Genomic DNA, 23701 nt, shown 5'->3' with positions numbered 1-23701 from the left:
AACAATGAAGGTTGAGCAGCAACACAAACCACTGCGTATCGCAATTTTAGGGTCTCGAGGAATCCCCGCTGAATTTGGCGGTTTTGAAACGTTTGCGGAACAACTAGCCGTACGCCTTGCTGCACTAGGCCATGATGTTACGGTGTTTTGTGAGCGCAGCCAGAGTTATTCAAAGAACCATTACCAGGGAGTGAATTTAGTTTATCTTCCAACTCCCCCTGTGGTCGGGCTACGTTCTATTTGGTTCGATGTGGCCAGTATAATTATGACCCTCCGCGGATATTCGATAGTGTATATGCTGGGGTATCACGCTGCATTCGCGTTCTTTCTTCCCCGCCTTTTTCGAACCAACTTTTGGACCAATATGGATGGCCTGGAGTGGAAACGGGACAAGTGGTCACCGCTCGTGAAACGCTACCTGGAACTTATGGAGTGGTGCGCAGCAAGATTTTCTCATCGAATCATTGCCGACGCTGAAGGTATCGCGACCTACTTAAACGAAAGGTACGGTGTATCGCAAAAAACCACGATGATTCCATATGGCGCAGAAATTGTAGCGTCACCACCAGATTTTTCGCTGGTTGATGACCTGCCAATAGAAAGCAACGAGTATTATCTGGTCGTCTGCCGTTTAGAGCCCGAAAATCACGTTCGCGAGATTGTCGAAGGGTTTTCAGCATCGAACTCGGATCGGAAACTAATAGTGGTTGGTGATCATAGCGCTCACTCAGACTATGTTCGCTCTCTCCTAAACCTAGGAGGTGCGCGAATCGTTTTCGTCGGCGCAATCTACGACCCCCAGCGCCTATTGAGTTTGCGATGGCACTGTCGAGCATACTTTCACGGTCACAGCGTCGGCGGCACAAATCCTTCGCTTCTTGAAGCAATGGCCTGCGCAAATCACACCGTCGCTCATGACAATGTATTCAACCGTGAAGTGACGGGCAATATCGGTGACTTCTTTGCCGCGAGCAAGGACATCCCTTCAATCCTAGCGCGATTGGATACCAGTGTGCCGAGCTCAACCAAAGCACAGTTGGTCAGTCGAGTAGAAAGCATTTACAGCTGGACCGCGGTGGCCGCCTCCTATGCTGAAATTTTCCAACAGAATCGACACGATAGATAATTCCATTTATTTCAATGGGTTAGACCTGACTGAGAGGCTCGCCCTCCAACTTTTCAAGCCACAGCTGCCTACGTATGGAAAGCATGTTGAGGCTCCCGCCAAGCAGCCTAAAGCTGGTGTCCACGAAAGTCTGGCAACTCCTCAAGATTGCAAATTTACGTTAGCCATGCAATAGGGCAGACTTAGGACAATGGAGAAATTAGCTGAATTACCCCTTGATGACCACTCCGACATTGTTCGAGCAAAGTTTTAATGAATTTCCAGCAGAGGGATTTTATAGGACCAACAAGGTCAACTCGCGTTCGAACAAGGCCGCTCGATTTGATCTCTAATCGAGCGGGTATTGTATGACTAAGCCTCATCGAGTCCTGTTTGTTTCCCACTCTCCATTGCTTTATGGAGCCGAACGTTCGTTACTATCGCTTGTCGAGGCGTTACAACAAATGACGGAGTACAGCCCAGTCGTTCTGCTTCCCGCTAGAGGCGCTTTTCAGCAACGGCTGGAGACCATTGGTGTCGAAGTGATAGTCCACCCCTATTTTTGGTGGATAACGTCAGAAAAAAAACGTCTGCTCTCACTAACAGGTTGCTCGCTCAACCGATTATTGGCGAAGCTTTTTATCGCCCGTCATTCAAGCCTACAGATAGATTTAATCTATAGTAATTCATTGGCCACTCCCTTCGGGGCGTACTTGGCTGAGTTACTTTCCATTCCGCACGTGTGGCATTTTCGAGAATTTGTCTACGAAGATCTGAATTTTGTTTTTACCCTTGGCGATCAGCAAAGCGCTAACTTCATAAAGCGCACTACTCACAAAGTAGTCTGTAACTCTGAAGAAGTTCGACGGCGCTTAGCAAACCGTTGGGGAATTATGGGCGCAGAGGTCATATACAACGGGTTCGACTTTTCGGTCTACAAGCAGTTGAAGCCGCATGAGCACCATCAGAGTGTCCAGCCGGGTCAGCCAGTTGAATTGTTGATTCTCGGACGGGTTCACGAAAATAAAGGGCAAATTACTGCGATACGTGCAGTAGCCGAGTTAAAGCGTCGCGGACGTCATGTTAGGCTGACCATCGTTGGGAAGGGAAGTCGCGCTTATCTTATGGAGTTGCACGCGCTTTGCAAGTCGAGCTCCCTAGTGAAAGAAGTACGTTTCGTTGGTGCCGCCGCAGAGCCGCTACCTTACTTTCAGGACGCATCAATTACGCTGGTTTGTTCGCATCTGGAAGCCTTCGGACGGGTTGCCGTCGAAGCGATGGCAATGGGCTGTCCTGTGATCGCTGCCAGCAGTGGTGGATTACAGGAAATAGTGACGTCTAACAAAACAGGTTTGCTATATGATACTGGCGACCACATCAGTCTTGCCAATGCTGTAGAGAAGCTAATCGAGAACCCGCAGCTGTTTGACTCTGTTGCCGCTGAGGCCATGTATTCCGCGCGTGAGCGTTTCAGCTTGCAGAAAACCGTTTCAGCTACCGCCAGCATGATTTCATTCTTGATACATGAACGCAGCCGGACCCAAGAAAGGCCATTGTAGGTGTTGTTAATTGACTGGGACTACGACCGATCTCCGTAAACCCCACAATCACTCACGCTTAGCGGTGTAACTTCGTTGCTCGCAGTGATGCCCGCTCAAACCGCAAATACATGACGGAAAATGGATTACATTCCGAGACCTCCTAGATGAATGAGCTGATACTTCTGAATACTTTTACTTAACGTCAGCATGATACGATTTCGAGGAAGCCCTGCAATCGTCTCCGCATAGGCCACAGGGACCACGCTGCTGTATGCTCTAACAGAACAAAGGGTACTGCTAAGAGCGTTAACCGGGAACTAATAGTCAATGAGAAGTTATGCTGCCAAGTGGTATAGGACACTAGCCTCGTATTTCCCAAGTAAAAGCCTTCTAACCGCAAGACGCCTAAAGGACTCCCCACTGCGCTGCTTCGGCCTCCCACACGAGAGCGACTTCCTCCCGTTAAAGGAGCTGCGTGGACAGGATTTGTTAATTGTTGACGTGGGCGCAAATAGAGGACAGTCAATAGACTCGTTTACTTCAGTTTTAGGTGACGCACGCATAACTTCGATTGAGCCAAATCCCATACTGGCTCAGGCACTTCGTAAGCACTACCCTACGATCGACATCCACAATCTTGCCCTTGGAGCTAAGCCTGACGCCTTGACGCTGCATGTCCCGCGCTATGGATACACCTATTGGGATACGAGAGCATCATTAGATAATGACTTCGCATCATCCTTCCTGGGGCCTCATAACTTTATGTTTTTTAGGGAAGAGCGCGCAGGTCTGGAAAGCTTCGATGTACCTGTAGGCACTCTGGATGAGTTGGCATTAGCGCCAGACATACTTAAGATTGATGCAGAAGGCTACGAATACGAAATCTTACTAGGTGGCCACCAGACCCTGTCAGGCGCGCCGATAGTCATTATAGAAAAACCAGGTCCTGACATCATTAAATACATGGAGAAATACGGGTTCGACCCATACAGCGCTGTGGGGAGCAAATTGATACAGCGCACAGGCAAACTAAACACGATTTTTCTCCATCCAGCCAAACATCGGAAGTTTATAGCAACAGTTCTTGTTGAACTCTAACCACAGTTGCCCCCTTGCCGCACTGAATGCATCTCTCGATCACTTTTCAGCGATCAGAATAGGAGTGCATGAACCACCTCTAAAGTAGTCCGAAATGTCCGCCGCACCATCAACCTCGACTACTCTGGGGGGGGGCAGACACGATCTGTACGGCTCAGATTATCGGAGTATTGTCATCAGGAAACCGAGGTTCGGCCACAGCTTTCCGAGAAACAAGCAATAACTTGCCCATGTTGAAAAATTCCCGATTCATTAGTCTGCTGAAGAGGAAATACGAGAAAACAACTGTCGTCAAACCCAGCGTAAGACGGAGTAATTCTTGACCGAGCGGATATACTGCGCTGTACGCTAAAAAACCAGCAAGCATGGCACAAAAAGTCGGTGCCACTACCTCGCGACTATACTCCAGCAACGTTGCGCCGCAAGTTGGCCGCACTAGCACGGCCCAAGCTGGCACAAAGAGCATCGCAGAAAGAGCCGTCATGCTCCAAGCGATACCGAGCGCACCCCATCGTGAGCCCAGCAAAATCACTGGTGGAAAAATTATCAACAAAGCGATGTTCCACTTAGTCGCCAAAGCAACGCGACCTAACCCGAAGAGTAAGCTACCCACCGGGTTACTAAAAGAACGTAGCAGACCCCATATCGCTAGCACTCTCACTATAGGTACCGCTTCCTCCCACCCGGACCCAAGCAGCAGTCCTACGAACTCTGGAGCAAAAACCGTGAGCGCGACGTAGATTGGCGCATTTACCGAAGCGGAGAGATTCATAGTCTTGAGGTACAACAATCTCACTCGATCTCTGTCGTGTTGAATTGACGCAATCAAAGGAAAACCCACACGGGTGAATATTGGGTTTATCATCATCTGCACATGCAAAATCAGATTGCGGGGCACAGCGTAAAAACCCAGAGAATCTGTAGTCAACATGCGACCTCCAACCACTAAGTCGAGAGTCATGTTTACATGGTTGATCGTATTGTTCACAACCATGCCCCCGCCAAAACGCACAAACCAACGCACTTCATCCCAGCGCAATCGCAATGTGGGGCGCCAGCCCTTTGCCAGCACAAACCAGAACAGCGTGGAAGACAACCAGGTTGTCACCATGGCAGAAGCCACCAGTGCGTAGACACCTCCACCCGAAACTGCCACCGAGACCGCCACAACCAGTCCAGTCGAAGCCGCAGTAATTTCGATAAGAGCTACGGGTTTGAAATTGAGGGACTTCTCCGAATCCATACGTAATTGCTGCCCCAGGGCTACGCCCAGGAAATTGGTTGCAAGCAGCATCATCAATGTCACCAGTTGCTGCTCGCCAAAGAACATCGCTGCGAAAGGACTAATGGCCATGAATAGCAACATCACGACTACCCCCATAAGTACGCTCAACCAGTATAGACTGCTGCGCTCCTCATGACTGACATCCCGGCGCTGCACAAAGGCCGTGCTTAATCCCATGTCGCTAAAAAGTGCGCCATAGCTCAAAACCACCATAACCATGGCCATTAGGCCGAAGTCTTGCGGAGCAAGAAAGCGCGCTAACACCGCAATATTCAGCAACTGCGCAATCGCCCGGTACACAGAGGAAAGAGCAGTCCAGCGTCCAGCAGAGAAGGCACCGGCAGCGAGGCTCATGCCTTTCTAGCTACAACAAAATAGCCAGCCGCCTCGTTTTCAGATTTCCAGTAATTATCCAGCCGCGGCGCTACTGTCTGGTTTATCGTCCAAACTAGATTGAGCAAAAGGCTCATACACTTGCGCACAGCCCATGGGCCGCGTATCAGTCGCGCAGTTTGGTAGTTGAACTTCATTGTCCACATCGCCCAAAAACCAGTCTGCGGATGGACTACGATGTCGACGAATCCTGCTTTTTCGAAGAGATATTTCAGCCCAAAGTTGGTGTAACGGAAATAGTCATGAGGCGCTTCATGTACCCCCCACATAAACGGGACCTGTAAAATCATCGCACCACCCGGCTTGAGAATCCGGTGTGCCTCCGCCAGAAAGCTCCGTGGCTCCCTCAGATGCTCCATGACTGAAAGAGATAGAACCGTGTCTGCATTGCAGCTCATAATCGGCAGAGGTTCGTTGAGGTCTGCAACGATATCGGCCTTTAAATTATGCAGGCTATTGGACCAATCGACTCCGATATACTGATCGCAGTAGTTGAGTAACCACTCCTTATACGGGACCTCACCACAGCCCAGGTCATAGAGCACACCTCGCACTAGGTGGGCATGACTCACTAGGAATTTATCGAAACCCCGATACGCGAGCCAGTTGTAGGCTCGCTTATTCGGGTGGCCATAACTAGGACCTGCAACCATACTCACACTTTCCAACCCCCACTATCTTTTTTTACAAATTTCTCATTAGATGACGAAGAGCTATTGCGAAACTACCACTACGTAATCAGCCCATTTATAATCGCTGTTTTCGGTAGAGGATTAAGCCGTCATCATCTAGTAGCCTTGGCGGCACGCCGCCAATGGCGGTGTTGAATCCTTCGTTCTTATATTGCCACAGCAACTGTGCGGCTAAAGCTTGTGCATGGTCCATGCGAAACGAACGAATGTAAACCAAGCCACTGATGCCGCGCTGTCAGGTTCAAGCGCTCGACATAGGAATTCAGCGTGGGCTCTCACCCGGTTAGATGTAAATCACCGCCTAGGCTACAACGGGCCGATTGGACACATTTGACTGACTATTAGTTTCTATATTTAGTTGGAATCACTTCTAATCTGAGCCCAGCAGCTCTTTTACAACTTTGCCTGTCCTTCTTCGACTCGCTTCTCTGGACCAGTGTTCGACGACGATCTGTTGGTTGCGCGCAACTACATTTGCAGGAAGTGGCCCTAAACACATTTTAGAACCCGCGCGACTATCTAAAGAGATCTGCTCCAAGAAACCTCCCCGAGCGGTCACCCAAGTATAAAATGGATTTGCAGGGTTTAAGTAAACTTTAGAACCGCCGAGCATAAGCATGACTATATTCCCTACCGCCTGTTGTCGCAGATGGTTCATGAATGCGTATCCGCATGAAGAAACTAATTCTGCATAGTCGCTGGCTGGCAGGAATTCCGTCAATGGCATTAGCAAGCTTCCAAACCTTTTTTTACCATCCCGAATAACAAAATCAGCATAGTCATTGTCACCATAACTGAGCGGGACTATTAACTTGCGACCATCTAGTTCAAAACTATTCTCGATAAAATCAAAGGTCTCGAGGTGATTGTTCGTGTATGATGCTGAATTACCTAATAAGACGTTATCACCCAACCTCGATTTACCCGGCTCGACGTACAGATCGTCCTCAAGAGTGCCGTAATTCCAATCTAAAAACTGTGCCTTAAAGTCTGGGTTCTTTGCCTTTACTAAATCGTACTCAACGTCTAAAACCGGAGCAAAATAGTCCAGTCGATCTAGGTACTTCGACACATAGTCTGCTTGTCTCCCTGCAATTCGCCTTGCAGACTTTATTGCCTTGCTCAAAATTGGCTTCAGAGGAAAGGACTTCATTGCTAACTGTCTTCGTGTTTTTGGCAGATATAGGCCTGCTGAGTTGCCACGAAAAATTAGCGCCTCATAGTAATCAATACCCCAACCGATCCAAAGCACCCCGCGACCTTGTGGGGACTCTTGTATTAGCCTTAGCAACACGTCATTCATCCAGTGAAGAACCACTGCTTTGTAGTTGCCGCTTTTTAGATACTTTCGCATCTCAGAAAAACCCATAAACTCAACGCTCAACGACGTAAGGTATTTCAAAGGACGCCTTTTTCCATAAACTAATATGCGATTTTTGCCGGGGGCAGCTATCTCGAATTCGCGAACTGCCATTTCGATGAATTTTTCATCGGGCACTATATGGATGAGCTCTTTCATTCCTGACCTATCCATCTCGACCCACAAGCCCGCGTGACTTGAATAATTTTTTAGACCACGCCATCATTGATAAATAGACCCAACGATAGGGGCGATGCAGGAGGCACTTGCGAACGACTGTGCCGCTTGCTCATTTAAACTCGAATCCGCGCTGAAGCGCGTTGTTGTAGTGCCCACGCCAGCTTCACTGCGAACCCGAACTGTTGCTAATGTCTTAAACCAATCCAAACGCAAAAACGAATCCCGAACTTTACCATGAAAGCGTGCTTCACTCTGGTTTTCCCCAGACTTTTCCGTGTGACTCGGAAGATGCTAGAAAATCTCGGCTCAGTGGTGCCTCACTAAAGAGTGACCTCCGGCAATATTTGAGCCATCACTTTGACCTATCCCCCGATATAAACATTTCACAATAAAACAGTGCTACACCGAAGATCGAATAAATGGGGGCGATTAGAACGCACGAGGCAGTAGCCAAGATGGATAACATTTGTCGCGCGCTCGGCATTTACTCAGGAACGCTTTTGCAGTTGGCGACGCAAATACGCTGGGATTGAGGTCAACGAAGCAAAGCGTCTGAGCGAACTCAAACCTGAGAATAAACAAGAAACGCACCTTCCGTCATCGGACGGGTTACAGGTCCACACGTCAAAGCGGAAGAAATTGCAAAGACCTCGGCAGTGAATGGAGGTGCCAACGCGTATGAGTCAGCGCTGGTCGATGGACTTCGTCCCAGACCAGATTCGCAACGGACGGCGTTCGCGTCCTGAATGTGGTTTACACCTTCTTGCGTGTGTTGATTGGGCGGCTGCGCTCTGTGTCGATTACAGGTGCTCAGATCGCTCGGCTCCTAGATCAACTCATTGAGAACCGCAGCAAGCCAGAGGAGATCATTCGCGATAACGGTACAGAATTCACGAGCAAGGTATACTCTTTTGGAGTCTCTAGTCCCAGGTGAAGCTTGGATTTATCCAACCTAGGAAGCCTACGCAGAATGCGTTTATGGAGAGCCTGAATGGCAAGCTCAGGAACGAGGCTTACCCCGACACTGGCTCCGAACTATGGAGGAGACCCAAGTCGAAGTCATGCGGTGGCAACACCAATACAACAACATCTGACCGCACAGCTCACTCAACTGTTTACCGCCGGTTGCCTTTGCGAAAAAGGCAGCATAACTTATGGAGCCTCATCCAAGGATTGGCGTTAACTTGGGGAAAGGTCATCCAATAGCACCATTCACTGCCGAGATAACGAATCTAGCCACAATAATCTAGACCTTCCAATTGGCGAACTTGAGAGGAACTGTTAACGAGCGAACAGTGGGCACAAGAGCACCAATTTTAATCTTCAGAGCAGGGATACAATCAGGGACTGATCGCTCTCACTTAAACCCGGATAGATCGGCAAACAAATAATGCGACTCGCCGCATTATGTGCAACAGGTAAATTATCTGATCTAGCCGAATTACCACTTCTGTACATGGGGAACTCTGATATCAGAGGGTAAAAGTACCTTCTCGCGTAGATGCCATGCTCTTTCAAATATGCATAAAGTTGGTCACGTGTTAATGGATAACTATCTTCTATCAATATCGGAAAGTAGGCGTAATTAGCTTTCTCTTGCGGCCCGCTCGGCAAAGCATGAATACCATCAACAACCGATAATGCATCGCGATATCGCTTATCTATTTTTTTTCGTTCTAGTAGTAGGTCGTCGATGTAATTAAGCTGTAATAAGCCCATCGCCGCCTGAATTTCGTTCATCTTCCCGTTTATACCAGCAGCTACTATCGTGGTTTCATCAACGAAGCCAAAATTCTTCAAGTTGTCTATATGGCGCTTCGTATTGGCATCAGGACATATTATGGCACCACCTTCCAATGTATTGAAAACCTTAGTGGCGTGGAAACTGAGAACAGACAGGTCTCCATGTTTTAGTAAGCTCCCGCAATGACATTCAACCCCAAATGCATGCGCCGCATCGTATACAACCTTAAGATTGTAGTTGCTTGCAATTTCTTCTATCTGATCAACAGCGCAAGGATTGCCGTAGCAGTGAACAGGGAGGATCGCAGAGGTACGAGATGTAATAGCTCTCTCTATAGAGTTTGGATCAATGTTGAGCGTATCAGGCTCAATATCCACAAAAACCGGTTCGATATCATTCCACAGCAGCGAGTGTGAAGTGGCAACGAAGGAGTATGGTGTTGTTATAACCTCGCCTGTAATTCTAAGCGCCTTTAGTGCGGTTACCAGGGCGATGGTGCCATTAGCGAAAAGCGAGAGGTACTTTACCCCGAGGTGCTCGCAAAGTGCTTCCTCCAATTGCTGATGCATTGGGCCGCCATTCGTAAGTATGCCGCTGCTCCAAATCTGCTCAAGTAGCGGTGTAAACTCATCCAGAGGGGGCAGAAAAGGCTTTGTGACGTTGATCTTTTTACGAGTCATTTCTTCATGGGATCTTTTTGCGCTTTTTGTGTGGCGTGCCCGAAAGCGCGCGCCCTGGAATATCGTACAAATACTCAGTCATAGCCCTATCGAAAACTGCTCTAGAAGGGCTTGGCCGGCGTATAAACAACTGCGGCGTGGTCTATAGGTATCTGCGATGTAAAATCGTGAATCTGGCAGAGCTTCCACTCCAATCACAGTAAGTGATATTCAACCAATCTCAGTTATTGTGGAACTATCCGTGCCAAGTTAACAATGACTCCACGGCATCCAATGAAAACACTGGTATTCCAACTGTTTTTGACACGTCTAACCGCTCCGCGAATGAGTCATCGACAAAAATACTATCAACACTCTTAATGTGATCACTCTTTCGTTCGCCGTCCCTCAAAACCACCACCGTGTCAAACAAATCTTTACTAATCGAGTACGAATCCATCGTTTCGAACACATTTTTGCGATGGCGCGTCAGCAAAACGACTCGCTTACCGGCGACAGACTTCACCTGATAAATCAGCGCAATCAGTAGGCTATTTACTTTACTTCGCACAATCAGCGTATCGTCGAAATCTACATATAGTGTTGAATAATCGAAGTTTAATTTGTAACGAGAAAATAGCGCCCGATCTATCTCCACCGCCAGGTGGTTACGAATGATTTCCACATCATGCCCCAACGCATCGAACAAACTAAGTTGCACGAAATTCACACCATCGACCCGAAAAAGCGCCATCGTACCCGCTGTGCGTGTTGCGATCTCCAACAGAACAAGCTCATCGTCACGGCGTTTTTTTAGTTGGAAAAACCAACCGCCTCGAAACTCGAGAGTTCTATTTATTGCTGCAGCTGTCTCAAAAAAACGCACGTCATCCACCTCTCGTGAAGCAACGCTTATTCCGTTCGTTATGCGTACCCGCTCCCTGCCAGACGCAAAACGGAGTTTACCACGGCGATCGGTAAAGCAATCGACGGTATACTCGGGGCCCGGGAGGTTTTCACAGACCAGCAATCCGGCCTGGCGATCTACTCGCAGATCCACCTCCTGTAGCGTGTTTGCAACAGCTGCGCCCTTAGACCCCTGCCCCACGTCAGGTTTCAAAAACACGGGGAATTTTTCGATTGCACCTGACTCATAAATCTTCGGCGTTTGAACGACGCCGGCAAGCGCCTCATAGGTAAGCGTCTTTGATCGTGCAATACGGCAAGTTTCCAAAGGCGAGGTAACTACGATTGCATCGATAACCGGCCGCAACTCAGCGAGCCTAAGTACGACAGCATCGTGCACGGGAACAATCAAATCTATATCGTATCTAGATACAACAGCATTTATCTGCTCAGCGAAGTTTTCATCATCGGCAAAGGGAAGATCACCGATGTAGTTCTCGTAAACGTACCGTCCATGATCATCAACACTACTACCGCCGAACAGCCGAAAGTGAAGCGAGCCTGCTAGGGATCGGTTGACCTCTAGGCCTATCTCCGACCCACAGGGGAACACCAGCACATTCTTCATAGGACTACCTACTTGCCACAGTTGTATATTGAAAAGGCATAAGAAAACGCTCTAAGTCTTCCAGCTGATCGATGTTAACCTTATCGAAATCCTTAAGGAGAGCTCGCAACCCATGCTCAGTAAATCGCCAGCAATCCGGCAGAGGCCCGTGAATACGAAAGTTAAAAGGAGTAGTAAGCAATAAGACCCCCTTTGGCTTCAACATCCTTCGTAACTCGGCGACTGCTGCAAAAGGCTGCAATGTATGCTCTAGAACTTCAGTGCACACAACAATGTCGAAGCTCCCATCGGGAACATTAAAATTCCGTTGACATATATCGATTATGTAGTCCGCACCGGAATCAGGATCTATGTCTGCAGTAAACACATCGGACGTAACAAAAAATTGTTTCGCTCCGGCATGATCCTGTGGTGCAACATCCAATACCTTCATTGAAGGGGCGTCAAATTTTGACGCGTTCAATTTGATAAAGCGGGCTACATTCTCTCTGATTTTCAAATATATAGCTTTGTCTAATTCAGACACTTCTCCACTCATAAAGACCCCTCAAGAAGCCCACAACAATGATCAATTAAAACAGCCGGCGAGCACCAGTTGCCCACCAAGTCCCTGACCCCAAGGAGTCTATTTGAAAATTCAGTCATAACGTGCAGATACTCCGCCAAAAATTACGCAACACAGCGCTACATTTACCGAGTTCTACCCCGATTTTACGGACACTTCAAAGAAGCCCTTGGACTTCCCACGGTGCGGTAGACACCTCCGGGCTATGATTGGACTTCCCACGGTGCGGTAGACACCTCCGGGCTATGATAAGCCCATAGGAGGAAGCCCATGAGCAACCAACGTTACACCCCCGAGTTCAAGGAAGAGGCGGTACGTCAGGTCCTTGAGAAAAACCATTCTGTACCAACAGTCGCTGAACGCCTCGGTGTATCAGCACACAGTTTGTACAAATGGATCAACGCTGTAAAACCCCATAAGAACGAAGCTCAAGCCAACGAACTCCTGCTCGCCAAGCAGGAAGTACTCAAGCTGCGAGCAGAACTCAGGCGCGCCCAGGAGGAGCGCGATATCCTAAAAAAGGCGGCAAGGTACTTCGCGCAGGACCTCGAGTGAAGTACCAGTTCGTGCTTGCACATCGGGATCGCTGGAGTGTCCAGTTGATGTGTCGAATGCTCAAGATTGCACGGAGTGGCTTTTATGCTTGGCTCCATCGCCCACTGTCGAAGCGAGCAATAGAAGACCAACGATTGCTCGGCCTCATTAGGGATTCCTACGCAGCCAGTAGCGGCGTTTATGGCTCGCCTCGGGTCTTCCTCGACCTTCGTGAAGCCGGGGAAACCTGCGGAAAGCACCGTGTAGCTAGAATCATGAGAACCCATAAAATCAAGGCGCTACGGGGTTACAAGGCGCCTCGGCGAATTGCGGGTCGCCCCTCGTTGATCGCTCCCAATCGATTGCAACGCGAATTCACCGTAGATGCTCCTGACATTGCTTGGGTGACTGATATTACGTACATCCGAACCTGGCAAGGCTGGCTGTACTTATCCGTCGTCGTGGATCTGTTCTCGCGTAAGGTCGTGGGCTGGTCGATGAAACCTTCGCTTGGTCGAGAGGTTGTCCTGAATGCTTTGCTGATGGCGGTCACACGACGTCGCCCCTCAGAAAAGGTGATTGTGCATTCTGATCAAGGCACGCAGTTCGGTAGCGATGACTGGATGCGTTTCTGCGCTGATAACGGGCTGGTTCCAAGCATGAGTCGCCGCGGCAACTGCTGGGATAATGCCGTTGCCGAATCATTCTTCAGCAGTCTCAAAAAGGAGCGCATCAAAAAGCGGCTATACAAAACACGTGATCTCGCTCGCGCCGATATCTTTGATTACATAGAATCGTTCTACAATCGACAACGCCGACACAGCCACATCGGCGGTGTCAGTCCCGAGGCCTTTGAAGCAGCCTCATTTTGAGGCCCGGTCGTGTCATCGGTACTGTGGGAAGTCCACAGGGGTATCGCCGCATCTTGAATCTCTCGCAATGGGCTCCCAGATACTCTTCCTACCGAAGTCAATTCCTGACCAAATCTAACGACCTCAGCCACACAGCGCGGGCATCGAACGCTGCCATAGATTTGCGCACCACGCTGTAAGCAACAGCCATCCACCTGCTCTCCCCTGAGCATTGAAGTGTATCGAACCATTATTGAATGCTACTACAGGACCGTGTTGTACACTTACGCGCAGCGCGCCCGAGCAAGATATAGAATCATTTGTGCGCTTCAACTAATATACACGGGTCCTAGATGAATTTGGGCATCACAGTGTCCCCCGCCCTAGCCCAAGTACTCCTAGCTTTTTGCACAACGCTGGCACTCATATAGCTTTTAGCCAAAGCTGCCCCACGGCTTGGCTTAGTCGATGAATCCGACCACCGCAAACAGCATACAGGGGCCATTCCGGTCGTTGGTGGTGTAGCGGTTTTCTGACCTTGGCACTCAGCAAGGCCAAGCTCCGGATGTGTTTAGCGCCAAAGGCGACGCTTTGTGGGTTCTCCTTTTAGCGGCCGCCATACTAACGGCTCTGGGCGCTGTCGATGACATGCGCCGTGTAAGCGTCTTTAACCGCACCGTTGTTGAGATCATTGTCGCGCTTGTTGTGATTGAGGGCCTAAACCTAGTACCGCGCAATCTGGGCGCTCTGATTGGCAGCGGCAACATCCGCATGCCCGACTGGATTGCTTACCCGTTTACCGTAATTGCCATTTTTGGCGTTGTTACTGCCTACAATATGCTCGACGGTATAGACGAGCTGCTGTCGGTGATGGTGCTGATTACGATCTTTGCATTTCACTTATTCTCGGGGCTAGCGCCGGGCCTGCTTACCCTGACTCTCACGGCGTCACTTAGCGCCTTTTGGGTATCCAGCCTTCGCTTACCGCCCTACATTCCCAAGACGTTTTTGGGCGATGCTGGCAGCAAGCTGTTGGGTTTTATTGTTGTGTCACTCATCCTGACCGTGGCCTCGGCGCAGGTAGGGGGCAAAAATAAATCGAGCCCGTTACAGCACTCTAAATGGTGGGTCCGCCGCTATTCGACATGTTATTTATTACGCTGCGACGCACCTACACCCGCGCTTCGCGCTTTAGACCCGATCGCACACATATTCATCATCTGATGCGGGCTTTGGACATTAGCCACCGCCGTTCATTAATCCTCATTGGCTCCGCTGGCCTTTTGCCGCCATTTGTTGAATTGATGCTCAACAGATCAGACGCCGCCAGCCCCCAACAGTGTTTTAAATTCCTTGGCGTTTTGCGGTCTGGTCATGAGCCAAGCCTGGCGCGTCGCTGGCCGCTACCAAGGGCTCAGCCCATGACGGTCTAAGTACCAGCTACAAGCATTGAGACGCCCGCAGCGCCAATCACCGATAGAAATCCCGAATATCAGGCACTGAAAGCGCAAACGCCACCACCAAACAGCCAGGTGGATACCCCGCGGGCTATTACCCGCCCGGTGACGAAATCGACCTTTTTGAATTGGTAGCCGGCTTGTGGCACCACTAGGTGCTGATCGCAGCATCGGGCACACCCACAGGCCAGACAACCCTGGAACTGGTGATTAGCAGCGAGGAGGCCCCTCTTCGAGCGAGCAAAGATGTTCCCTCAGCGGAGGTGCAAAGCACCGTACTCAAAATCTTATCAACCGAGAACCCAGCGACGGGCACATCGCCTGCAAACCCGGACCAGCTCGAGCGCTTACAGAACTTTAGCGGATCACTGTCAATACAGAATTTTGGGCCCACAAGCACAGATCCCTTCAAACAACGAGAGCTGACCATTGCGTTGAACGACCAGCACCCAAGCTTGCGGCTAGCGCCGCAAATACCTTAACGATGGTTGCGTACGATCAGGCCAAGATGCTTCTGATCAAAGACTTAAAGACCGCATCGCCAGTAAACAAGAAGAGCTGCAGATGGCCGCTGTCGTCGTCAAGCAATCAGACGCAGACCGTATTGAGCGACGACGACAAGCGTCGCCTCCAAGGCTCACTTGTGATCGCACAATCACTGAGCATAGAAGACCCGACCAATCTTGATTTGCTCTCTTGATCAGCTGGCATTGAGCGGGAATCCGTTCGTTTGTCGGCGAATCTCGTGCGCGCTGATGAGCCCGACTACCTTAGGGGCACCCAGTTGCTTAACGCCGAACTTGACGCTCTCAAATCACGCCCATCTGACGATCACTACTACCCCCCGAATTCGCGAGCTGGAAGAAGAACTGCAATTACTCACCAAAAACCGGGAGATAGAAGCGCTCAAGTCTCGGTAGAATTATGAGGCTTATGTGGACAATGGCACGCAATTGCGCAAAGAGATCGCGCGCCTGAAGGGCTGGCGATCCTCTGACTTTAGTGGGGTGTAACTGCTGCGCATAGGTCAGAAGGCCTGCCCGCCAACATACCCAATCCAGCCCCGGCGTGCGCTGATTGTGGCTGCGGCAACGATGGCTGGCGGAATGTTCGCCGTCTTACTGGCCTTGATTTTGAACGCAGTTGAAGCGCGGCGGAAGGTTGATTCAGAGGACGTCTAAATATATTGGGCGCGCTCCGAGTAAGGTTTAGATTGATGATCGGTAACTCTCCATAACCTCGGCCACACCCCCATACCCCCTAACCTGCCCATCCTCAATCCAAGCCGCCACATCACAAACCTCAGCAATCTGCCCCTCGGAGTGCGACACAAGCACCACCGTCTGATCGCCCTGAATCCGTTCCCGCATCGCGGCTGACGCCTTTTCTCTAAATGATCGGTCACCCACACTCAGCACTTCGTCGATCAGCAGCACTTCAACCTTGGTCTCAAGCGCCGTGCTAAAGCCCAGCCGCGCCCGCATGCCGGATGAATAGGTATTAACCGGCTCATCAAACGACGCTCCCAGTTCAGAGAACTCTTTGATGGGCTCCAAGCAGGCCTCAGCCTCGTCCCGACTCGCGCCTTGCAACAACGCCGACAACCGAGCGTTATCGCGACCACTGAGTTGCGCCTGAAAACCCAACCCCAGAGTCAGCAAACTGCAGCGCGCTCCAGGCGCACGGCGTATCTCTCCCATACTTGGGGCCAGAATCCCTGCCATGAGTCTCAGCAGCGTCGTTTTACCAGCGCCGTTACGACCCAAAATCCCTAAGGTTTGCCCTCGATAGAGCTTAAGAGACACGCTATCCAGCACCCGATGAATACCCTGCTCAAAGTTGGCCCGGCGAGCATGATAGGAGTGCGACACGCCTATCAGCTCCAGCATGACCTGTCGGCTATCGTTATCCGAACTTTCTGTTGCGGGGACTGCCTGCTCACCGACGCTCATGACGTAATCGCCCGCAGCGCCAAAAATTGACTGTTTTTACGCAGCAAATACAGCATCAAAGCAATCACCAGACAGGTAACAGCAGCGACGGCGGCCAGGTGCCAAAGATCAGGGGCCACACCCACCATCAGCACTTGCCGGTAAGCATCAATAACAAAGGCAAGCGGATTTAGAGTAAGTACCCAGTCAGTCATCTCCGGGGTTGCCAGGGCCCGCGCGTCCCAAAAAACCCCCGAGGTGAACAACAAAAAGATCATTCCCATGCTGATCGCAATAGTGAAATCAAACACCAGACACACTAAAAACGCCGCAATCAGCGAGCCCGCCACCACCATGAAGTAGTTCACCAACAATACCGGCAGTAACCAGAGCCAATGAACGCCAATGGCATACCCATTGAGCAACAAGAATCCAAACAACAAGGCAAACACCGCTGCCTGCTTATATAACCCCTCTTGCACCACGGCCATGGGGAACAGCGCCTTGGGCAGATCAATCTTTCCGATAAGCCCCTTACTGGCCACAATGCTTCGCGACGCGTGCACCACCGATTTAGAAAACCAGATAAACGTAAGCTTGCCGCACATCAAAAACACCAAAAAATCAGCGCGCCGCGTGCCCAGCAACACCTCAAAGACGACATAAAACACGGCCACGTATAGCAAGGGCTCCAGCACCCACCACAGGTAGCCAAGATAAAAGCGCGATGCATCGGCCTTGAGTGACATACGTGCCATCTCATCAACCAGCATCCAAAAACGTCGTAAAGTCATGTTGTCGGAACAAAAAGAAAGAGTCGTCATTCTACCAGTGGCCGCGGATAACGCGCAGCAGCGTAGAATAAGCGCATGAGCAAACATTCAGCGACACCCACGCACCAGGCCCGCAAGCGCTTTGGACAAAACTTCCTCCGCGACCCCGGCATCATTGATCGCCTGGAACGCGCTATTGCTCCGGCGCAGTCCCAGCATTTGGTGGAGATCGGCCCGGGCCTGGGCGCCCTCACCGACGCGCTGGTACAAAGCGGTTGCCAGCTGGACGCTATTGAGCTGGATCGTGATCTGGTCACCCCGCTGCTCGCGGCCTTCAGCATCCATCCCAACTTCACGCTGCACAGCGCCGATGCATTGAAGTTTGATTTCGCCAGCGTGGTGCGCGGCGACGAGCAACTGCGAGTGGTGGGTAACCTCCCATACAACATATCCACACCTTTGATCTTTCGGCTGCTCGAGCAGGCCACCATCATCAAAGACATGCACTTTATGTTGCAGTTGGAGGTTGTGCAGCGACTGACCTCCCAGCCGGGCACCAAGCATTGGGGCCGTTTAGGGATCATGGCGCAGTATCTGTGTCGTACTGAATTATTGTTTGAGGTTCCACCCGAGGCCTTTGATCCAGCGCCCAAGGTTCAGTCGGCCATTATCCGCCTTACGCCACACCAGACGCCGTTGTTTCCCGACTGCAACGCCGCCGTGCTTGAAAAAGTCGTCAAAGCGGCTTTTGCACAGCGCCGTAAAACCTTGCGCAACAACCTCAAGGGCATACTGAATAATGAGGCCATAGAGGACCTGGATATCGACCCCGGCTGCCGGGCAGAAACGCTGGAACTCGCTCAATTTGTTGCCCTGGCAAAGCAACTGGAAACAAGCAGTCCAGATTAAACACCGAGTCGCCAACAGCGACTCGCACCGCAACACTTGCACCCCATCAGAACAGCGCTTATAAAGTGGCCATCGAGCGGCGTTACTTTCAAATAACCACTTTCGGGGCAGCCCCATGAGCCAGATCAAGACGCTAAATCCGGCCCTTATTGGAATCGCCACACAGACCACCTACCTGCCGACTCATTCGCGCCCGGAAGACAATCAATACACCTTTGCCTATACCATCACCATCAGTAATGCAGGGGATGTCTCCGTGCAGCTCTTGTCACGGTTCTGGCAAATCACCGATGCCGACGGCGACGTGCAGGAAGTGCGCGGTGAGGGCGTGATTGGGGAGCAACCGATCATTCGTCCTGGGCGCTACTTTCGCTACACCAGCGGCGCGACCCTGCCGACACCGGTGGGTTACATGAACGGCGAGTACACCATGATCCTGCACGATGACGATCGTCCGCCGGACCCCAAAGAACAGCTCGCTTTTGAGGTGACGATACCGGCATTCACCTTACACACGCCTACATCCCTGAACTAAGACTGAGACGTATTTCATGACCACTTGGGTCGTCGGCGATGTTCAGGGCTGCAAAAAGCCGCTGAAACGTCTTCTTAAAAAAGTAGGCTTCAGTTGGGACCGGGACATACTCTGGTGCACCGGCGACCTCATCAATCGCGGCCCCAACTGCCTCAAAACACTGCGATTTTTCTATAAACACCGAGACAATGTGCGCATTGTGCTGGGCAATCATGACTTACATCTTATGGCCATCGCGGCTGGCGCAAAACAGTTAGGGCGACACGACACCCTGGAGCCAATTCTTTTGGCCAAGGACCGCGATGTATTAATCGCCTGGCTGCATCAGCAGCCTCTGTTGTATCAGGAACACGGATTCACCCTGGTCCATGCAGGCATTCCACCCCAGTGGTCCATCAAGCAGGCTGCCAAACGCGCTCGAGAAGTGGAAGCCGTGCTCAAAAGTCCCGACTGCACGGAGTTTTTTGCGGCGATGTATGGCAACGAACCGGCCATCTGGTCCAATGACCTTAAGGGCATGGATCGATTGCGGGTCATTACCAATTACCTCACCCGCATGCGTTACTGCTACGAAGATGGTCGTCTGGATCTGCTCAGTAAGGGCCCCTTAAACAATCCCGGGGGGCCTGCGGCAAAAAATAAAGCGCTGGATGCCTGGTTCAACCACCCCCACCGCAAAACGGCCAATGACAAAATCCTCTTTGGTCACTGGGCCTCTTTGCAGGGCCAGACGAGCACCCCCAACGCCATCGGTCTGGACACGGGCTGTGTCTGGGGAAACTCCATGACCTTTTACAATCTGGAGACCGGCGAGCGCCTGTCAGAGCCCTGCGGCTGCTGAACTCGCCAACAGAAGCCCGTAAAGGGCACTGCAGGGACAGCCGAATCCTAAGGTCCAATCTGGGCAAAAATCGTCTGTAAAAAGGGGATGACTGTGCTCGCGGCAATAATAGCCAGCAGCGCGGAGTGTAAGCGCTGGCCCTGCTCCAGGCGCGAGAACCTCGGCTCCAAGCGAAGCTCAAGAGAGGCAAGCGCAAAGCGCAGGCGTTCGTTGAGATAATCCCGCGTTACGAGCTGCTCTGCATTGTGAATAAAGGTCTCTGCCATTACCTGGGCCTGCGCGGTTGCGATCTTCTCGTCCATGCCAGCCTCAGTGAGGCGCCGAACACAGCCGAGCGTATCAAAAGCAATTAGGGCCATTATAGAACTCCTATGTTAGATCACCAGTATTCTTGCCTTGCTCCGACAGCCCCACATCAATACCGGCCAAATCTCATTAACTTCGGTCTAAAGCGAACTGCATTATTGAGTCGTAATAGTTGGTACTTTTAAAGCGGCACCACATCATCAGGCAGCGCCCACCACTGTTAAAATCCCCCCCATGAAAACCTACCTTGTCGGCGGCGCCGTCCGCGACGAACTTTTAGCCTATCCCGTCAAAGAGCGGGACTGGGTGGTTGTGGGCGCGACACCCCAAGAATTACTGGACCTTGGTTACACACAGGTGGGCAAAGACTTTCCGGTGTTTTTACATCCCCAGAGCAAAGAGGAATACGCGCTGGCCCGCACCGAGCGCAAAAAGGGTCATGGCTACACGGGCTTTGAGACGCACTACGACCCTAACGTTACACTGGAAGACGACCTCAAACGTCGGGACCTCACCATCAACGCCATCGCCAAAGATACCGACGGAACACTGATCGATCCTTATGGCGGCGCCAAGGATCTGGAATCTCGGTTACTGCGCCACGTATCCGATGCATTCTTAGAGGACCCTTTGCGGGTACTTCGCGTTGCGCGTTTTGCCGCGCGCTACGCGCACTTGGGATTCGCTGTGGCCGACGAGACCCTCGCCCTCATGACGAACATCGTGGCGCAGGGCGAGCTTGCATACCTGCCCCCGGAGCGTATCTGGGTTGAGACTGAACGCGCTCTGAGGGAGCGCGATCCTCAGGTATTTATACAGGTGCTGCGTCAGTGCGGCGCGCTCAAAGCACTCCTACCCGAAGTCGACGTCTTATTCGGCGTGCCACAAAAAGCCAGTTATCACCCCGAGATCGATACCGGTGTGCACGTATTGATGGTGATCGAACAGGCCGCCCTTCTCTCTCGCCGAGCACTGGCTTCGGCCACAGCCCCTGAATCCGGCAACAGTCAGGTGGTCTTTGCGGCGCTCACTCATGATCTGGGCAAAGGCATCACGCCAGACGACATTCTGCCCAGCCATCGGGGACATGAGACAGCGGGACTGCCGTTAGTAGAAGACGTCTGCGCACGATTCAAGGTGCCCAACGCCCATCGGCAACTGGCTCTTACGGTTTGTGAGTACCATCTACACATGCATCGGGCGCGGGAGCTTCGCGGCGAGACCCTACTCAAGCTGCTTGAGGCCACCGGCGCCCTGCGCCAGCCGGAGCGCTTCGAAAACTACCTTATGGCCTGCGAGGCAGATTCCCGAGGCCGCGCTGGTTTAGAGGATCAGGATTACCCTCAGGCGGACTATGTGCGGCGCGCACGAGACATTGCGGTCGCGGTAACAACTAACGATTTAGATGTGTCGGGGCTTGAAGGTAAAGCCATCGGCGATGCACTGCGCAATGAGCGCGTAAAACGACTCAATCAACTGCGCAACTATGATCCGTCTAAGGACACCGGGGTGAGCGGCTGAGAGTCAGCGTCGTAATCGCCCCAGAGCTCGCTAAAGCTTTTGTGGACGCCGGGATGGATTGCGTCGGGCGCTAGCTCTGCCAAGGGGCGGAGCACAAACGCGTTTTCCAGTATTTCGCCTCGCGGCAACACCACCCCATCAACGACGCCACACACATCGCCATAGAGCAGAATATCGATGTCCAAGCTGCGGGGACTAAAACGGGAAGCGTCCTTTGCGCGGCCATGAGCATATTCAATGACTCTCAGCGCGCTTTGTAGCTCTCCCACGGAAAGCGAGGTCTGTGCCTCAATCACCAAATTCCAAAACGGTGCTCCAGAGAAGCCAATGGCAGCGCCTTCATACACCGGCGACACTCTCATCTTGCCCAGCAAGGCCTCAAGCTTGGACAAGCCCAGAGGCAGATAGCGGGCCGGCTCAATATTGCTGCCCAAGCCTAAAAACAAACGCGTCATGCAGGCCGCTTCCCCCGTTCGATAAGCACGCCGACATCCTTGGCTTCAGTAACCGCACCGGGCTTGCACAGGCGCAGGCGTAACCAGGGCACCGAGAACTCTGCCATAACCAGCTTCGCCAGCTCGCTGGCCATTTTCTCGATCAATTCAAAGCTGCTCTCGGCGGCAAAAGCCCGTAAGCGGGTCGCAACCGCCGAATAGTCCAGCGCATCTGCCACATCATCGCTGACACCGGCAGGGGCAATATCCCAGGCCATCTCCAGGTCCAGTAGCAGCTCCTGTCGAACCTCTCGCTCCCAGGCGTATACGCCGATCACGGTGGGGAGTCGCAAAGCCCGAATAAAGACGATATCGCTCACAAAGCATCCCCGGAAGCTTCCGGCACAGCAAGAATGGGCGGCAATTCGGTCATCGGCCATCGCGGCCGCACCTGAACCTCTGTGCCATCGACTTGACCGGCGGCCAAACGCTGGGCTCCGGCGTAGGCAATCATCGCGCCGTTGTCGGTACAAAACTGTGGCGCGGGGTAAAACACCTCCGAGCCCTGTTTGCCCAAGGTCTCCGCCAACTGTTTGCGAAGATTGCGATTAGCACTCACACCACCGGCCATTACCAGGCGATGCAGGTTTTCTTGCTCCAACGCCCGGCGACACTTGATCACCAGCGTAGACACCACGGCCTCTTCAAAGGCTCGGGCAATATCCGACTTATCCTGATCGGTCAGCGGCGCCTCGGCTTCCAGCGCACGCACTGTGGTCAAGGTATGGGTCTTAAGACCGCTAAACGAAAAATCCAAACCCGGGCGATTGATCATAGGCCTTGGAAAATTAAAGCGCTTGGGGTCCCCGTCTTCGGCGATTCGGGCTATCTGGGGCCCACCGGGATAGGGCAAGCCCAGCATCTTTGCGGCCTTGTCAAAAGCTTCGCCTGCCGCGTCATCCAGGGATTCACCTAAAATCTGATATTCACCAATGCCGTCCACGCGCACCAGCTGCGTGTGCCCACCAGAGACAAGAAGAGCCACAAAGGGAAATTCCGGGCGGTCCTCCTCCAGCATGGGGGCCAACAGGTGCCCCTCCATGTGATGGACGCCCAACGCCGGAACGCCCCAGCCCAGCGCGAGAGAGCGAGAAATAGTCGCGCCCACCATCAGGGCTCCCACGAGTCCGGGCCCTGCCGTATACGCTACGGCATCGATGTCCTTAGCGGTTAACTTGGCACAGTCCAGCACCTCTTGAACCAAAGGCAGGGTCTTGCGTACATGATCTCGCGAGGCTAGTTCCGGCACGACACCGCCGTACTCCCGATGCACAGCGATCTGGCTATATAAGGTATGCGCAAGGAGGCCGCGCTCCGTGCTATACAACGCCACGCCGGTCTCATCGCAGGAGGTTTCTATGCCGAGAACGTTCATGATGGGGTCCTTTTTAAC

At 51.9% G+C, this 23701-nt stretch carries 23 protein-coding genes and 2 pseudogenes; 12 read left to right on the top strand and 13 right to left on the bottom strand.

Annotated features, from left to right (window positions below):
- Positions 1 to 4 precede the first annotated feature (4 nt).
- From R0135_RS14510 to R0135_RS14500, 3 genes are all read left to right on the top strand, one after another.
- Complete coding sequence (locus R0135_RS14510) at positions 5 to 1126, top strand: DUF1972 domain-containing protein (protein WP_407347632.1); 1122 nt, start codon at positions 5 to 7, stop codon at positions 1124 to 1126.
- Between the two features lie 347 nt (positions 1127 to 1473).
- Positions 1474 to 2664: a glycosyltransferase family 4 protein gene (locus R0135_RS14505; protein ID WP_407347631.1), complete on the top strand. Its 1191-nt coding sequence runs from the start codon at positions 1474 to 1476 to the stop codon at positions 2662 to 2664.
- A 309-nt stretch (positions 2665 to 2973) separates the two neighbouring features.
- Positions 2974 to 3744, top strand: a complete 771-nt coding sequence (locus R0135_RS14500) for an FkbM family methyltransferase (protein ID WP_407347630.1) — start codon at positions 2974 to 2976, stop codon at positions 3742 to 3744.
- A 154-nt stretch (positions 3745 to 3898) separates the two neighbouring features.
- Here the strand turns inward: R0135_RS14500 and R0135_RS14495 are convergent, their stop codons facing one another.
- From R0135_RS14495 to R0135_RS14480, 4 genes and pseudogenes are all read right to left on the bottom strand, one after another.
- The gene (locus R0135_RS14495) at positions 3899 to 5383 is read right to left on the bottom strand and encodes an MOP flippase family protein (RefSeq protein WP_407347628.1); all 1485 of its coding nucleotides are present in this window, start codon (positions 5381 to 5383) and stop codon (positions 3899 to 3901) included.
- The gene (locus R0135_RS14490; RefSeq protein WP_407347627.1) at positions 5380 to 5967 is read right to left on the bottom strand and encodes a methyltransferase domain-containing protein; all 588 of its coding nucleotides are present in this window, start codon (positions 5965 to 5967) and stop codon (positions 5380 to 5382) included. Before R0135_RS14490 ends, R0135_RS14495 begins: the two co-directional genes overlap by 4 nt.
- Before the next feature lie 202 nt (positions 5968 to 6169).
- Positions 6170 to 6389, bottom strand: a pseudogene (locus R0135_RS14485) (integrase core domain-containing protein); the annotation flags it as partial.
- Between the two features lie 95 nt (positions 6390 to 6484).
- The gene (locus tag R0135_RS14480; RefSeq protein WP_407347626.1) at positions 6485 to 7633 is read right to left on the bottom strand and encodes a TDP-N-acetylfucosamine:lipid II N-acetylfucosaminyltransferase; all 1149 of its coding nucleotides are present in this window, start codon (positions 7631 to 7633) and stop codon (positions 6485 to 6487) included.
- Positions 7634 to 8042: 409 nt separating this feature from the next.
- Between R0135_RS14480 and R0135_RS14475 the strand changes: the two are divergent.
- Positions 8043 to 8748: pseudogene (locus R0135_RS14475) on the top strand (integrase core domain-containing protein).
- 229 nt (positions 8749 to 8977) lie between these two features.
- Here R0135_RS14475 and R0135_RS14470 read toward each other — a convergent pair.
- From R0135_RS14470 to R0135_RS14460, 3 genes are all read right to left on the bottom strand, one after another.
- A complete protein-coding gene (locus R0135_RS14470) occupies positions 8978 to 10078 on the bottom strand; it encodes a DegT/DnrJ/EryC1/StrS family aminotransferase (RefSeq protein ID WP_407347625.1) in 1101 nt (366 codons plus the stop codon).
- Between the two features lie 235 nt (positions 10079 to 10313).
- Positions 10314 to 11591, bottom strand: coding sequence for an ATP-grasp domain-containing protein (locus R0135_RS14465; RefSeq protein ID WP_407347624.1), 1278 nt, complete (start codon positions 11589 to 11591; stop codon positions 10314 to 10316).
- A gap of 4 nt (positions 11592 to 11595) precedes the next feature.
- Positions 11596 to 12129: a class I SAM-dependent methyltransferase gene (locus R0135_RS14460; RefSeq protein ID WP_407347623.1), complete on the bottom strand. Its 534-nt coding sequence runs from the start codon at positions 12127 to 12129 to the stop codon at positions 11596 to 11598.
- A 297-nt stretch (positions 12130 to 12426) separates the two neighbouring features.
- Here R0135_RS14460 and R0135_RS14455 point away from each other — a divergent pair.
- The 4 genes from R0135_RS14455 to R0135_RS14440 all read left to right on the top strand — a co-directional run bounded on the left by R0135_RS14455 (position 12427) and on the right by R0135_RS14440 (position 16179).
- Positions 12427 to 13562, top strand: a protein-coding gene (locus R0135_RS14455) for an IS3 family transposase (RefSeq protein WP_407347622.1) whose coding sequence is annotated in 2 segments (ribosomal slippage) — positions 12427 to 12670 and positions 12670 to 13562 — 1137 coding nt in all. Because the reading frame shifts where the segments join, the coding sequence is not laid out codon by codon here.
- A gap of 546 nt (positions 13563 to 14108) precedes the next feature.
- Positions 14109 to 14765: a hypothetical protein gene (locus tag R0135_RS14450; protein ID WP_407347621.1), complete on the top strand. Its 657-nt coding sequence runs from the start codon at positions 14109 to 14111 to the stop codon at positions 14763 to 14765.
- A gap of 388 nt (positions 14766 to 15153) precedes the next feature.
- Complete coding sequence (locus R0135_RS14445) at positions 15154 to 15480, top strand: hypothetical protein (protein ID WP_407347620.1); 327 nt, start codon at positions 15154 to 15156, stop codon at positions 15478 to 15480.
- A 531-nt stretch (positions 15481 to 16011) separates the two neighbouring features.
- A complete protein-coding gene (locus R0135_RS14440; protein ID WP_407349929.1) occupies positions 16012 to 16179 on the top strand; it encodes a GNVR domain-containing protein in 168 nt (55 codons plus the stop codon).
- Between the two features lie 27 nt (positions 16180 to 16206).
- Here R0135_RS14440 and R0135_RS14435 read toward each other — a convergent pair whose 3' ends face one another.
- Both R0135_RS14435 and R0135_RS14430 read right to left on the bottom strand, forming a co-directional pair.
- On the bottom strand, positions 16207 to 16950 hold the full coding sequence (locus R0135_RS14435) for an ABC transporter ATP-binding protein (protein ID WP_407347619.1): 744 nt from the start codon (positions 16948 to 16950) through the stop codon (positions 16207 to 16209).
- Complete coding sequence (locus R0135_RS14430; protein ID WP_407347618.1) at positions 16947 to 17753, bottom strand: ABC transporter permease; 807 nt, start codon at positions 17751 to 17753, stop codon at positions 16947 to 16949. Before R0135_RS14430 ends, R0135_RS14435 begins: the two co-directional genes overlap by 4 nt.
- 45 nt (positions 17754 to 17798) lie before the next feature.
- Here R0135_RS14430 and rsmA point away from each other — a divergent pair, with 45 nt between their 5' ends.
- The 3 genes from rsmA to R0135_RS14415 all read left to right on the top strand — a co-directional run bounded on the left by rsmA (position 17799) and on the right by R0135_RS14415 (position 19987).
- A complete protein-coding gene (gene rsmA / locus R0135_RS14425; protein ID WP_407347617.1) occupies positions 17799 to 18611 on the top strand; it encodes a 16S rRNA (adenine(1518)-N(6)/adenine(1519)-N(6))-dimethyltransferase RsmA in 813 nt (270 codons plus the stop codon).
- A gap of 115 nt (positions 18612 to 18726) precedes the next feature.
- On the top strand, positions 18727 to 19146 hold the full coding sequence (gene apaG / locus R0135_RS14420) for a Co2+/Mg2+ efflux protein ApaG (protein ID WP_407347616.1): 420 nt from the start codon (positions 18727 to 18729) through the stop codon (positions 19144 to 19146).
- A 16-nt stretch (positions 19147 to 19162) separates the two neighbouring features.
- On the top strand, positions 19163 to 19987 hold the full coding sequence (locus tag R0135_RS14415; protein WP_407347615.1) for a symmetrical bis(5'-nucleosyl)-tetraphosphatase: 825 nt from the start codon (positions 19163 to 19165) through the stop codon (positions 19985 to 19987).
- A gap of 47 nt (positions 19988 to 20034) precedes the next feature.
- On the opposite strand, the gene R0135_RS14410 is transcribed toward R0135_RS14415, so the two are convergent.
- Positions 20035 to 20346, bottom strand: coding sequence for a hypothetical protein (locus R0135_RS14410; protein WP_407347614.1), 312 nt, complete (start codon positions 20344 to 20346; stop codon positions 20035 to 20037).
- A gap of 181 nt (positions 20347 to 20527) precedes the next feature.
- On the opposite strand from R0135_RS14410, the gene R0135_RS14405 reads away from it, so the two are divergent.
- Complete coding sequence (locus R0135_RS14405) at positions 20528 to 21814, top strand: multifunctional CCA addition/repair protein (RefSeq protein ID WP_407347613.1); 1287 nt, start codon at positions 20528 to 20530, stop codon at positions 21812 to 21814.
- Here R0135_RS14405 and folK read toward each other — a convergent pair.
- From folK to tsaD, 3 genes are read right to left on the bottom strand one after another with little or no spacing between them, the layout of a single operon-like run.
- Positions 21778 to 22269: a 2-amino-4-hydroxy-6-hydroxymethyldihydropteridine diphosphokinase gene (gene folK, locus R0135_RS14400; protein WP_407347612.1), complete on the bottom strand. Its 492-nt coding sequence runs from the start codon at positions 22267 to 22269 to the stop codon at positions 21778 to 21780. The genes R0135_RS14405 and folK overlap by 37 nt on opposite strands.
- Complete coding sequence (gene folB / locus R0135_RS14395) at positions 22266 to 22628, bottom strand: dihydroneopterin aldolase (protein WP_407347611.1); 363 nt, start codon at positions 22626 to 22628, stop codon at positions 22266 to 22268. Before folB ends, folK begins: the two co-directional genes overlap by 4 nt.
- Positions 22625 to 23683, bottom strand: coding sequence for a tRNA (adenosine(37)-N6)-threonylcarbamoyltransferase complex transferase subunit TsaD (tsaD, locus tag R0135_RS14390; RefSeq protein ID WP_407347610.1), 1059 nt, complete (start codon positions 23681 to 23683; stop codon positions 22625 to 22627). The genes folB and tsaD overlap by 4 nt, the downstream gene beginning before the upstream one ends.
- Between the last annotated feature and the right edge of the window lie 18 nt (positions 23684 to 23701).

This window comes from Congregibacter variabilis (assembly GCF_045689235.1).
Taxonomy (GTDB): domain Bacteria; phylum Pseudomonadota; class Gammaproteobacteria; order Pseudomonadales; family Halieaceae; genus Congregibacter; species Congregibacter variabilis.
Note: the sequence above shows the minus strand (reverse complement) of the source record. Positions and strands in the feature narration are given on the sequence as shown.

Coding starts and splice junctions, on each gene's coding strand:
- R0135_RS14500 (WP_407347630.1), top strand. CDS start 2,974: ATGAGAAGTTATGCTGCCAAGTGGTATAGGACACTAGCCTCGTATTTC.
- R0135_RS14495 (WP_407347628.1), bottom strand. CDS start 5,383: ATGAGCCTCGCTGCCGGTGCCTTCTCTGCTGGACGCTGGACTGCTCTT.
- tsaD (WP_407347610.1), bottom strand. CDS start 23,683: ATGAACGTTCTCGGCATAGAAACCTCCTGCGATGAGACCGGCGTGGCG.
- R0135_RS14410 (WP_407347614.1), bottom strand. CDS start 20,346: ATGGCCCTAATTGCTTTTGATACGCTCGGCTGTGTTCGGCGCCTCACT.
- R0135_RS14510 (WP_407347632.1), top strand. CDS start 5: ATGAAGGTTGAGCAGCAACACAAACCACTGCGTATCGCAATTTTAGGG.
- rsmA (WP_407347617.1), top strand. CDS start 17,799: ATGAGCAAACATTCAGCGACACCCACGCACCAGGCCCGCAAGCGCTTT.
- R0135_RS14480 (WP_407347626.1), bottom strand. CDS start 7,633: ATGAAAGAGCTCATCCATATAGTGCCCGATGAAAAATTCATCGAAATG.
- R0135_RS14430 (WP_407347618.1), bottom strand. CDS start 17,753: ATGACGACTCTTTCTTTTTGTTCCGACAACATGACTTTACGACGTTTT.
- R0135_RS14435 (WP_407347619.1), bottom strand. CDS start 16,950: ATGAGCGTCGGTGAGCAGGCAGTCCCCGCAACAGAAAGTTCGGATAAC.
- apaG (WP_407347616.1), top strand. CDS start 18,727: ATGAGCCAGATCAAGACGCTAAATCCGGCCCTTATTGGAATCGCCACA.
- folK (WP_407347612.1), bottom strand. CDS start 22,269: ATGACGCGTTTGTTTTTAGGCTTGGGCAGCAATATTGAGCCGGCCCGC.
- R0135_RS14465 (WP_407347624.1), bottom strand. CDS start 11,591: ATGAAGAATGTGCTGGTGTTCCCCTGTGGGTCGGAGATAGGCCTAGAG.
- R0135_RS14470 (WP_407347625.1), bottom strand. CDS start 10,078: ATGACTCGTAAAAAGATCAACGTCACAAAGCCTTTTCTGCCCCCTCTG.
- R0135_RS14405 (WP_407347613.1), top strand. CDS start 20,528: ATGAAAACCTACCTTGTCGGCGGCGCCGTCCGCGACGAACTTTTAGCC.
- R0135_RS14415 (WP_407347615.1), top strand. CDS start 19,163: ATGACCACTTGGGTCGTCGGCGATGTTCAGGGCTGCAAAAAGCCGCTG.
- R0135_RS14505 (WP_407347631.1), top strand. CDS start 1,474: ATGACTAAGCCTCATCGAGTCCTGTTTGTTTCCCACTCTCCATTGCTT.
- R0135_RS14460 (WP_407347623.1), bottom strand. CDS start 12,129: ATGAGTGGAGAAGTGTCTGAATTAGACAAAGCTATATATTTGAAAATC.